The organism is Pseudomonas sp., from assembly GCF_033723075.1.
Classification (GTDB): Bacteria; Pseudomonadota; Gammaproteobacteria; order Pseudomonadales; family Pseudomonadaceae; genus Aquipseudomonas.
Genome location: NZ_JAWVXU010000045.1, coordinates 1 through 11730, shown reverse-complemented (window position 1 = coordinate 11730; position 11730 = coordinate 1). Strand labels below are relative to the sequence as shown.

Below are 11730 nucleotides of genomic sequence, written 5' to 3'. Positions count from 1 at the left end.
ATGTGATCTTCAAGGTTGAACGAGTAAAACAGTCGCTCCTGCCCACTTGATAACTGTCCCATCATGCTGGTGATCCCCCTCCGGCCAATGAAGAGATTTTGCCGCAGGTCAGACTGAGGAGCTACTTTTTCAACAGAATCGGCCGACTCCGGTCTTTTCCCTGCGGCTATATTGGATCGGAAGCGGACGCCCGAAAGCGTCCGTTTATGGCCCGCAGCGCTTAGATAAATGCCTGCCGAGCTGCGCCGCGCGGGATGCGGTTTCTACCTGGCAGTTGCTTCAGACGTTGCTGCCATTCGGCGCGAGGGGTCAGGGTAGAGGTCGGCTTAGCCGCTTCAGCTGTTGCGAGGGCAGCCTTGGCTGCTTTTGCCGCGGCTCTAAGCTCAGCGAGGCTTGGTGTCTTACGTACAGGCTCAGTGGCTCCCTTTTCAACGGTGCGAAGGCAGAGCTTGCATGAGACCTGAGTAACATCCTGGGTGCTGTTCAGGTTCGAGCCAGTGCGTCCGCATGCAACATTTGCCTGGGACGCGGAGTAATGAATTGCCAACGTGTTGTCTCCTGCATTTTCGGGCGCAGGATTTTACACGGCGTCGGCCAGGAGCGGTCGGTCTATCCTATAAATGAATCCGTCCCATTTTTTGTATTAGCGTCATGGGCGGTACATCTTTTCCGCGGTCATCTTCGGGGACCATGGCAGTCCCGAGTTCTGCCAGCCGTTCTGCAGGCGGAAGCCGGCCTGCGCGCCTTCCTTGATCGCCGAGCCCTGGAAACCGTCGATCAGGTAGCGGGCATTGGGGAAACCGTTGGCGCGCAGGAAATTGGCGCTGGGTTTGCCACGCTCGCTGCCGGAGCGGCACATGGTGACGATTTCGGTGTTCGCATCGAGGCCGCGCCTGTTCAACTCGGCACGGATGTCGGCAACGAAGTTTGGGTTCTGCGCGATCTTGTAAGTGCCGCGTTGGTCGTCCCAGACGCTGCGATCGACCAGCAGGTAGGGCACATTCACGTGCACGGCGTCGGTGAAGCCGACGAACATGATCTCGACCGAGTCGCGGACGTCGACGAACAGCAGCTTGGCGTCGGCTTGCTGGACCCGGGTATGTACTTCTTGGGCGGTGACGCCGATATCGGCGGCCTGAGCAGTGAGGGCAAGAAAGCCCAGCGCCGCGGAGAGCAGAAGACGTTTCAGGCGCGTTCTCCTCTTACTCGAAGGTTGGCAGGCTCGGCGTGACCACCGCCTTGCCGGCTGCGCTCCAGGCATCGAAGCCGCCCGCGATCGACTGCACCTGCAGGTAGCCCATATCGTGCAAGGCGCAGGCGGCGAGTGCAGCACGGCCGCTCGTCTTGCAGTACAACACAATCTTCAGATCGCGAGCCGACAGCTCCGGGGTGTTGCTGAGCTTGAACTCCAGCAGGCCACGGGGGATGTTCACCGCGCCCGGGATATGCCCGGCGTGGAATTCGTCGGCTTCGCGCACGTCGAGCAGGACGTCGGCCTCGCGAATGGACGCTTCGGCGGTGTCGAGATCGAGTTCATGGATACGGGCTTTGGCTTCGGTCACCAGGTCATGGGCGCTTTTCACTGTCGATTTCCTGCACGGTGGATTGCAAAAGGAGAAGGCCGTTGGCGAGAGCACTGCGTCGTAAACGAGGAGTTCGCAGGTAATCAACCCCGGGACGAATATTCGATGAGTCCCGGCGGCGTTCAAGCACAGCCTCATATCACTAGAATCACGCGTCTCTCACCGCCGCCTACATATACCCCGCGGGGTATATTTAGCGCAAGTCTGGTTGAACGTGCTGCTTATACATATGCTGACTCGGCCCCACCAGGGGCTGCTGGCTGCCAGAGAACCACAGGGGGGTGCGATTAATTCCGCGTCTGCTTGATCATTCAAGCCAAAACCGTGGTCCCCTGTTGTTCGACGTCCAGCGCTGCCCTGGCGGATCGAGCGGCCCGCTCAGGCCACCGGGATTGCCGGGTCGGCGGCCGCCAGTGCCACGGCGCGATCGGCCGCCGGCGGATAGATCCACAGACTGTTGATCTGCGTTTTCAGCGTCTTGGCCTCGGCGCCGACCAGTTTCTGCTGGCGTTCCCAGCCTTCGGTGTACACCGCGCCCCAGGCGCCCAGGTCGAGGCAGGTGACGTACTTGGGCTGGCTGTAGTCCCGCGGTGCGACGCCAATCAGGTCGGCCGCCGCATTGTTGCCGGCGTGGCGACCCTGCGGGATGGCGTGCTGGCAGGACATGACGCTGAAATTCCCCAACTCGTCGGTGGCGGCGCGCGCGGTATCGCCGGCGGCGTAGATAGTGGCCATGCCTTCGACCTTCAGGTGGCGGTCCACCTGCAACCGGCCCTGGGCGTCGCGCGGGGCGGCAATCTGCTGGGTGAGAGCGTTGGAGCGGAAGCCGACGGTCCAGATCAGCGTGCTGGCGTCGATGCGCTGACCGTCGTCGAGCACCACGCCGCCAGCGTCCACCGAGGCGACCGACACACCCAGGCGCCATTCAACGCCCAGCTCGCGGCAGGCCTCGAGGATGGCCGGGCGGATGCCATCGCCCAGGCTGGCGCCGATCTGGCCGCTGCGCTCGACGACGATGACCCGAACCTGGGCGTCGTCACCGAGAATGGCACGCAGGCGCGCCGGCAGCTCGGTAGCGGTTTCGATACCGGTAAAGCCGCCGCCGGCCACCACCACAGTGTTGCGGGCGGCGGATTGCGGCTGGTTGGCCAGGGCGCACAGGTGCTGTTCGAGGCGCGCGGCCTGCTCGATCTGGTCGACATCGAAGGCGTGCTCGGCCAGCCCCGGCACGGCTGGCCGGAACAACTGGCTGCCGGCAGCCAGAATGAGGCGATCGTAGCCCAGCGCGGCTTCCTCGCCAGCGGCGTCACGGTAGGTCACCTTGCGGCCTTCGGCATCGATGCTCAGCGCCAGCCCCTGGACGAACTGCACACCGGTGACGGCGAACAGGTCCAGCAGCGGTGCGCGCATACTGTGCACGTCCGGTTCGTAGAAGCGCGGGCGAATGCGCAGTTCGGCCTGGGGCGCGAGCAGGGTCACGCGCACGTCGCTGCGACCGTGCTGATCCAGCAGGCGAGCGGCGCTCAGCGCGCTCCACAACCCGGCGAATCCGGCCCCGATGATCAGAATATGTTGGTCCATGATGACTCCTGCATAGGTTCGGTTCGTTTGACGGAGCCATGCTAAAAGCGAAAGAATTTGGCACAAATGACAGATAACCCGGATTTCATGCCAGCCATGCCCCGCACCATCCTGTTCATCGCCTACCCGCAGGTGGGTCTACTGGACCTGACTGGCGCGCAGACCGTGTTCTGGGCCGCGACCAAGGCCATGCGCGAGCGCGGTCTGCCCGGTTACCAGCGGTTGACCGTCAGCCTGGCGGGTGGCCTGGTGCAGACCGCCGAGGGCCTGGCGGTAGACACGCAGCCCCTGTCCGGCTTCGCGGCGAACAGCGTCGACACGCTGGTCGTGCCCGGATCGCCGGCAATCGAACAGGTGGTGGCCGAATCGGCCGAGCTGATTCGCTGGATCGCCGACCACGCTCACCTGGCGCGGCGTACCGCGTCGGTATGCAGCGGCACCTTCCTGCTGGCCGAGGCCGGTCTGCTGGACGGCAAGCGCGCGGCGACCCACTGGGCCATGTGTGAGCGGTTGGGCGTGCGCTTCCCGTCCATCGACGTGGACAACGACGCAATCTTCGTCCAGCAGGGCAGCGTCTGGACCTCCGCCGGAGTCAGCGCCGGGATCGACCTGGCCCTGTCACTGGTGGAAGCCGACTGCGGCCGTGAGGTGGCGATGCAGGTGGCGCGCGAGCTGGTGGTGTTCCTCAAGCGGCCTGGCGGGCAGGCGCAGTTCAGCGAACTGTTACAGGCCCAGACCCAGGACGTGGCGGTGTTCGACGAACTGCACCGCTGGCTGGCCGACAACCTCGGCCAGCCCAATCTCGGGGTGGAGGTACTGGCCGAGCGCTGCCACATGAGCCCACGGAACTTCTCCCGCCTGTACAAGCAGAAGACCGGCCGCTCACCGGCCAAGGCCGTGGAACTGTTTCGCCTGGAGGCGGCGCGCCGCCTGCTGGAGGACTCGGAACGCAACATCGACCAGGTCGCTCGTGAGTGCGGGTATGGCGACGAGGAACGGATGCGCAGCACCTTCCAACGCCACTTGGCGATCTCGCCCCGGGATTACCGCAAGCGCTTTTCGCGCTAGTCCCTCTGGCCGCACTCAATGTTGCCTATCGGACAATCTGTTGCGCAGCGCCGGCCGTTTCGAGTCGGCAACGGCCCACCGGCCATGGCCGCCATCGACCAGAAGCAGGCCTGCGGGAGTAACCCAGCGCAACAAGCTGACCACCACGGTCAACGCTCCACAGCCTTTTCATTGATCCGGAAAAACATCATCCGACAGCATCAGTCCACACCAAGCCGACAAGACCATCAGTGATGCCGTATGTGACCTACGAGCGGCATTAAACAATTCAGCCTCAGACCTGAGCGCAATTATTGCTAACGCAGCTATAGAGATTTTAAATACCCCCCTCCGTATTTAAGACTCCCTCCTGCTGCTACCCTCGGCTCCAGTTTGATAACCCCCTGGCCTGGAATCTGCGGCCAGCCGGGAACCTGATCCGCCGTCTGGGACCCACCGACGAGCCGACCATTTGCAAACCATAGGAGCTTGATATGGACCCGAAAAGCCAAACAACTACCGGCCAGTGCCCGGTCATGCATGGCGGCAATACCGCCACCGGCAACTCGAATATGGCGTGGTGGCCGAACGCCCTCAACCTCGACATCCTGCATCAGCACGACAGCAAGACCAATCCGTTGGGACAAGGCTTTGACTACCGCGAAGCGGTCAAGCAACTCGACGTGGCCGCCCTGAAGCGCGACCTGACTGCCCTGATGACCGACAGCCAGGACTGGTGGCCGGCCGACTGGGGCCATTACGGCGGCCTGATGATTCGCATGGCCTGGCATGCTGCCGGCTCCTACCGTGTGGCGGACGGTCGCGGCGGGGCCGGCACCGGCAACCAGCGTTTCGCGCCGCTGAACTCCTGGCCGGATAACGTCAACCTCGACAAGGCTCGCCGCCTGCTCTGGCCGATCAAGAAAAAGTACGGCAACAAGATCAGCTGGGCCGACCTGATCGTGCTGGCCGGCAACGTGGCCTATGAGTCGATGGGCTTGAAGACCTTCGGTTTTGCCTTCGGCCGCGCAGACATCTGGCACCCCGAGCAGGACACCTACTGGGGTTCGGAGAAGGAATGGCTGGCGCCCACCGGTAGCGAAGGCAGCCGTTACTCCGGCGAACGGGATCTGGATAACCCGCTGGCAGCCGTAATGATGGGCCTGATCTACGTCAACCCGGAAGGCGTCGACGGCAAGCCCGATCCACTGCGCACCGCCCAGGACGTGCGCGTCACCTTCGAGCGCATGGCGATGAACGACGAGGAAACCGTCGCCCTGACCGCCGGCGGCCACACCGTCGGCAAGTGCCACGGTAACGGCAGCGCCGCCAACCTAGGTCCGGAGCCGGAAGCGGCGGATGTCGAAGAGCAGGGATTGGGCTGGGTCAACCACAAGACCCGTGGCGTTGGCCGCGACACCGTAACCAGCGGTATCGAAGGTGCCTGGACGACCAACCCGACGCAGTGGGACAACGGCTACTTCTACCTGCTGCTCAACTACGACTGGGAGCTGAAGAAGAGCCCGGCCGGCGCCTGGCAGTGGGAGCCGATCAACATCAAGGAAGAAGACAAGCCGGTTGATGTCGAGGATCCGGCTATCCGCCACAACCCGATCATGACCGACGCCGACATGGCGATGAAGATGGACCCGGAGTACCGCAAGATCTCCGAGCGGTTCTACCAGGATCCAGCCCACTTCACTGAAGTGTTCGCTCGCGCCTGGTTCAAACTGACCCACCGCGACCTCGGTCCGAAGTCTCGCTACATCGGGCCAGAAGCACCGCAGGAAGACCTGATCTGGCAAGACCCGGTGCCCGCAGGCCGGAGCGACTACGATGTCGCCGCCGTGAAAGCGAAGATCGCCGCCAGCGGCCTGACCCTCAGCGAAATGGTCAGCACTGCCTGGGACAGCGCGCGAACCTTCCGTGGCTCCGACATGCGTGGTGGTGCCAACGGTGCGCGCATTCGTCTGGCTCCGCAGAAGGACTGGGAAGGCAACGAGCCGGCGCGTCTGGCCAAGGTGCTGGGTGTGCTGGAAGGCATTGCCAGCGAGACCGGTGCCAGCGTGGCCGACGTGATCGTGCTGGCCGGCAACCTCGCTATCGAGCAGGCTATCAAGGCCGCCGGCTTCGACGTCAGCGTGCCCTTCGCGCCGGGCCGTGGCGACGCCAGCCAGGACATGACCGACGTCGACTCCTTCGAGTACATGGAGCCGGCGGCCGATGGCTACCGCAACTGGCTGAAAAAGGACTACGTGGTCAGCGCCGAAGAGCTGCTGCTTGATCGCACCCAGCTCTTGGGTCTGACCGCGCCTGAAATGACCGTACTGGTCGGCGGCATGCGCGTGCTCGGCACCAATCATGGTGGCAGCAAGCACGGTGTGTTCACCGACCGTGAAGGCCAGTTGACCAATGACTTCTTCGTCAACCTGACCGATATGGCCAACACCTGGAAACCGACCGGGCGCAATCTCTACGAGATTCGCGATCGCAACACCGGTGCGCTGAAATGGACGGCGACCCGCGCCGATCTGGTCTTCGGCTCCAACTCGATCCTGCGCGCTTACGCCGAGGTCTATGCCCAGGACGATAACCGCGAGAAGTTCGTCAAGGACTTCGTGGCGGCCTGGACCAAGGTGATGAACGCCGATCGTTTCGACCTGTTGTAACAAGCCTTCCCCCGCTACGCGCAATGCCTGCGGGGGAACGATCAGTACACTCGATGCCGAAGACTATTGATCAGACTCACTACGCCTCACTCGCCAAAGCGGGTGAGGCGCCTCAACACTTGTATAAATTTTGCGAGCCCGCGTCTGCCCCACTGCAGTCAGTCGCAGAAGCGGCTGGCCACGCAGCCCCTTCATGATTACTGCCGATGGGTATCGCTGCGCTCGACCTACGCGGCCCGACGGATCGCCGCCCTACCCTATCCGGCCTGTTCCGGTTGCCAGTCGCTGACGATGATCCTGTCCCGGCCACCCTGCTTGCCGGCCTTTTCCGCCTTCTTCCGCGCGCTGATGGTGGCCACGCATTGGTCGTCGTTGTTGAGGATCACGATGCATTCCAGGCACTGGATGCATTCGTCGTAGTCGATGCGGCCGTTGCGTTCGATGGCGCCGATTTCGCAGTGGTTCTTGCAGTGCTGGCAGGGGTTGCCGCAGGCATCGATACGCGTGAGCCAGGCGAACAGGTGGAATTTGCCGAGCATGGCCAGGCCGGCGCCAAGCGGGCAGACGTAACGGCAGTAGAACTTGTGCACGAACAGGCCCAGGCCGAGCAGGATCACGGCATACAGCACGAACGGCCAGCTGCGCACGAAGAACAGGGTGATCGAGGTCTTGAAAGGTTCCACTTCGGCCAGGCGCTCGGCCAGGCTCAGGGAGTAGAAGGCGCTGAGCAGCAGGCCGAGCAGGATGACATATTTGAGCTTCTGCAGGCGCTGATGGCTGCGCTCGGCGATTTTCCACTGCCTGATCCGCAGGCCCTTGGCGACCCAGCCGAGGATTTCCTGCAGGGCGCCGAAGGGGCAGAGCCAGCCGCAGAACAGGCCGCGGCCCCAGATGAACAGGCTGACGAAGGTGAAGCTCCAGAGGATGAAAATCAGCGGGTCCATCAGGAACACGCGGATATCGAAGTCGTGCCACAGGGTCAGCAGCAGGGTGAAGATATTCACCACCGACAGCTGGCCCTGGGCGTAGAGCCCGATGAATACCAGGGTGAACAGCAGAAAGCCGCCACGGAAAAGGTGAAAGCCGCGACTGTGCGCGCTGATGCGGTGCTGGAAGACGAACACGCCGCTCAGCAATATCAGTGAGCCGACCAGCAGGGCGATCTGCCACCAGCGCTCCTGCCACATGCGTAGCCAGATTGGTACCGGCTCGACCGGGGCGACGGCCTGCTGGATATCGAACAGCTGCTCGTCGAGCTGGAACGCCCGGGTGAAGTGGCTGTTGCTTGCCACCAGATGATTGCGCCGCAGACTCACGTTCAGTTGCAGGGCGGCGGGCTGCGCCGGATTGAAGGCGGCGTGGGTCTTGATGCGAAAGATGTGCGCGTCGACCTCCTGCAGCGGCGTGGCGAGCATCGCCTGCACTTCGCCATTATTGAAGTTCATGTCGTACAGCTCGATGGCCTGCTCGTTTTGCATCAGCACCAGGCGGCTGGTCGCGGTGGCGGGCGTGAAATCGGCCGGGACATGCCGATACAGGCCGCTCGACAGCACCAGCAGTGCCTGCTCGCCGGGCTGCAATTGCTCGCTGAGCTGCTGAAAACCAGCCGCGCCGAGCAGGTTGCGACCGATGCTCGGGGCGTTGAGGTAGGCGAAGTGCAGCTCGCTGAAGGGACCACCGTCATCCTCCTGATCGAACTCGGGGAAATCGCTCAGGGGATGCCCCAGCGCCGCCTCGACCTCCTCGCGGCCCAGCGTCCAGCGCTGGACATAGCCGCTGTCGAGCAGGCGTTGCCAGTCCATTGGCTGGTACAGATCGCTTTTCGGCGTGGCCAGCGGGCCGCTGGCGAAGCCGTCGAGCAGTTGCCGGGCGACGCTCAGCGCCGCCTGCAGCACGGTTTCATTGAGGATGACCACCGACACCGTGGCCTTGCTGACGCCGTCGAACTGGATGGTCGACTCGCCGTCCGCGCTGTCCGCACGGCGACCGCCGACGATGATCGGCCGGCTGATGGGGTGCTGCCGGTACTGCTCGACGAAGTCCAGCAGCGGCTGCACTCCCAGGCCATAGAGAAACACCGGCTCGTGGTGCTCGAGCACCCGCACCCCGGCCAGCACGCCCTGCGGGTCCATGCCGATGAGCAGGCGGATGGGCTTGCCGGAAAAACCCTGCAGGTTCGAATAGTCGCCGGACTCGAAGGCGTAGCCGAGCAGTTCGTCGAGCTGGTAGACGCTGTAGACCGGCGGCGCCTCCTGCTTGGGCTCGATTCGCGTGGCCTTCGGGAACAGCTGGAGGATCTCGCCCTGCAACGCCTCGGCGGCCAGCGGCTGGCTGAACAGCGCGCACAGCAGCGCCAGCACCCGCAGGCAGGGGAAGCGGCTGAAGCAGGATGGCATGGCGCGCCTCGGCGGTGTTGTCCTTATCGAACCATGCTATCCAGCGTGCGGCCGAGCGCCATGCGACTTGCCGGCAGTTCGGCCGCTACTTCAGTCGTAGAAAGGAGGGAGGGATCTGCAGCCGCGCGCGGGCTTCTTGTGCGGGATCAAGCATTTATTGGCCCGAGCGGAGTAGCCTTGGGACGACTGCCGCACCAGCAGGAGCGAACATGGCCAAGAAATTCCCCTTACATCCACCGCATCCCGAGCGCATTTGCTGGGGCTGCGACAGGTATTGCCCGGCGGGGGCGCTGGATTGCGGCAATGGTTCCGACCGCACCATGCACCCGGCCGAAATGCTCGGAGATGACTGGTACCTGTTCGGCGACTGGGGTATCGAGGCGCCAGGCGAGCCGAAGAAGGCGGAGGACGAAGCGCTCTGACTCGTCAGCGTAGCGACAGCCCGCCAGCTTTTGTACCGCGCCGGTGAACCATGGTGCACTGCCTGCGGGTAGGGCGGCCTCGGCGCGCAGCGACAGCCCGCCAGCTTTTGTGTCGCGCCGCCGAGCCAGTGGTGCACTGCCTGCGGCGAGTGACACCCTACAGACCGCGGATTGCTCCACATCTCGGATTGCCCCAGATCGTAGGGCGGCCTGGGACGCCGGCCGCTCGGAGCGCAGCGACAGCCCCCCAGCTTTGCGTCGCGCCGGTGGACCACGGTGCACTGCCTTCGGCGAGTGACACCCTACAGACCGCGGATTGCTGAAGTGGCCCAATGATCGGCCATCGGCAGTGCATCTCGCCGCTCGACGAGTTCCGTCGGCCTGCGGCAAGCTGCAAACACCAGCCCTCGGGTAGAATGCGCCCTCTCCCGCCATTATCAGCGCCTCGCCCATGACCGATTCGGCCCAGCACATTGTCCCTCGCGTCGCCATCATCGGTGGCGGCCCGGCCGGGCTGATGGCGGCCGAAGTGCTGGCGCTGGCCGGGGTCCGGGTCGAGCTGTATGACGCCATGCCCTCGGTCGGGCGCAAGTTCCTGCTGGCCGGGGTGGGCGGAATGAACATCACCCACTCCGAGGCCAAGCCGGCGTTCCTCGCGCGCTACGGCAAGCGCCGCGAGGAGATCGCCCGGCTGCTCGCCGAGTTCGACGCCGACGCCTTGCGCGCCTGGATTCACGACCTGGGCATCGACACCTTCGTCGGCACCTCCGGGCGGGTCTTCCCAACCGACATGAAGGCCGCGCCGCTGCTGCGCGCCTGGCTCAAGCGCCTGCGCGAACTGGGCGTCACGCTCCACACCCGCCAGCGCTGGCTGGGCTGGACGGCCGACGGCGCCCTGCGCCTCGCCACGCCCGCTGGCGAAACCGCCGTGCAGGCCGACGCGACCCTGCTGGCGCTGGGCGGCGGCAGCTGGCCGCGGCTCGGTTCCGACGGCGCCTGGGTGCCGCTGCTGCAGGCGCGCGGGGTCGAGATCGCGCGGCTGCAGGCGAGCAACTGCGGCTTCGAGGTGGCCGGCTGGAGCCCGTTGCTGTGCGACAAGTTCGCCGGCGCGCCGCTGAAGAACGTCAGCCTGCGCCTGGACGACGAAACGCCGCGCCAGGGCGAATTCGTGCTGACCGCTGGCGGCGTCGAAGGCAGCCTGATTTATGCGCTGTCGGCGCCCATCCGCGAGCGGATCAACCGCCAGGGTACGGCCACTGTCTATCTCGACCTGCTGCCGCAGAGCCCGCTGGCCAAGCTGCAAAGCGCACTGGCCAAGCCGCGCGGCTCACACTCGCTGGCCAAGCACCTGCACCGCCAGGTCGGCATCGACGGGGTCAAGGCCGCGCTGTTGCGCGAGCTGGCGCCGGCCGACTGCTTCGCCGACCCCGTCCGCCTGGCCGCCGCGCTCAAGGCGTTGCCGCTGACCCTGGTCAAGCCGCGGCCGTTGAACGAGGCGATCAGCACGGCCGGCGGCGTCCCCTTCGAGGCGCTGGATACGCGGCTGATGCTCAAGCAACTGCCCGGGGTGTTCTGCGCCGGCGAGATGCTCGACTGGGAAGCGCCGACCGGCGGCTACCTGCTCACCGCCTGCTTCGCCAGCGGCCGGACGGCCGGGCTGGGGATGCTGGAGTGGTTGCGCACCGTAGGGTGCGCCGCGCGCACCTAATACACTGATCATCCAGAGTCCGATCATGCACACCGTCACCCTGGTGCGCACGGCGCACCCTACGACGGTTGAGCGTAGCGATAGCCATCGCTGCCTGGCCCAATAACCAAGCATCGACTGGGAAGCGCCGACCGGCGGCGACCAGCTCACCGCCTGCTTCGCCAGCGGCCGGACGGCCGGGCTGGCGACGCTGGAGTGGTTACCCACCGTAGGGTGCGCCGCGCGCACCGAATACCCTGATCATCCAGAGTCCGATCATGCACCCCGTCACCCTGGTGCGCACGGCGCCCCCTACGACGGTTGAGCGCAGCGATAGCCATCGCT

The 11730-nt window shown here is 64.7% G+C and carries 9 protein-coding genes; 4 read left to right on the top strand and 5 right to left on the bottom strand.

The window, feature by feature from the left end; translation table 11 throughout:
• Window positions 1–220: 220 nt before the first annotated feature.
• From R3355_RS23985 to R3355_RS23970, 4 genes are all read right to left on the bottom strand, one after another.
• Window positions 221–547 carry a hypothetical protein gene (locus R3355_RS23985; RefSeq protein ID WP_318963637.1) on the bottom strand — a complete coding sequence of 109 codons (327 nt, stop codon included), beginning with the start codon at window positions 545–547 and terminating at the stop codon, window positions 221–223.
• A gap of 102 nt (window positions 548–649) precedes the next feature.
• On the bottom strand, window positions 650–1261 hold the full coding sequence (locus tag R3355_RS23980) for a rhodanese-like domain-containing protein (protein WP_318963636.1): 612 nt from the start codon (window positions 1259–1261) through the stop codon (window positions 650–652).
• Window positions 1203–1583, bottom strand: coding sequence for a rhodanese-like domain-containing protein (locus R3355_RS23975; RefSeq protein WP_318963635.1), 381 nt, complete (start codon window positions 1581–1583; stop codon window positions 1203–1205). The genes R3355_RS23980 and R3355_RS23975 overlap by 59 nt, the downstream gene beginning before the upstream one ends.
• Window positions 1584–1961: 378 nt before the next feature.
• On the bottom strand, window positions 1962–3164 hold the full coding sequence (locus R3355_RS23970) for an NAD(P)/FAD-dependent oxidoreductase (protein ID WP_318963634.1): 1203 nt from the start codon (window positions 3162–3164) through the stop codon (window positions 1962–1964).
• Window positions 3165–3251: 87 nt separating this feature from the next.
• On the opposite strand from R3355_RS23970, the gene R3355_RS23965 reads away from it, so the two are divergent.
• Both R3355_RS23965 and katG read left to right on the top strand, forming a co-directional pair.
• Window positions 3252–4232, top strand: coding sequence for a GlxA family transcriptional regulator (locus R3355_RS23965; RefSeq protein WP_318963638.1), 981 nt, complete (start codon window positions 3252–3254; stop codon window positions 4230–4232).
• Between the two features lie 473 nt (window positions 4233–4705).
• Window positions 4706–6880: a catalase/peroxidase HPI gene (gene katG / locus R3355_RS23960; RefSeq protein WP_318963633.1), complete on the top strand. Its 2175-nt coding sequence runs from the start codon at window positions 4706–4708 to the stop codon at window positions 6878–6880.
• Between the two features lie 257 nt (window positions 6881–7137).
• Here the strand turns inward: katG and R3355_RS23955 are convergent, their stop codons facing one another.
• Window positions 7138–9276 (bottom strand): 4Fe-4S binding protein, encoded by a 2139-nt coding sequence (locus R3355_RS23955; RefSeq protein ID WP_318963632.1) that lies wholly within the window; start codon window positions 9274–9276, stop codon window positions 7138–7140.
• Between the two features lie 209 nt (window positions 9277–9485).
• Between R3355_RS23955 and R3355_RS23950 the strand changes: the two genes are divergently transcribed.
• Together R3355_RS23950 and R3355_RS23945 are read left to right on the top strand one after the other, a co-directional pair.
• Complete coding sequence (locus R3355_RS23950; RefSeq protein WP_318963631.1) at window positions 9486–9698, top strand: DUF3079 domain-containing protein; 213 nt, start codon at window positions 9486–9488, stop codon at window positions 9696–9698.
• A gap of 451 nt (window positions 9699–10149) precedes the next feature.
• Entirely contained in the window at window positions 10150–11406 is a 1257-nt protein-coding gene (locus R3355_RS23945; protein WP_318963630.1) for a TIGR03862 family flavoprotein, read from the top strand.
• Window positions 11407–11730 lie beyond the last annotated feature (324 nt).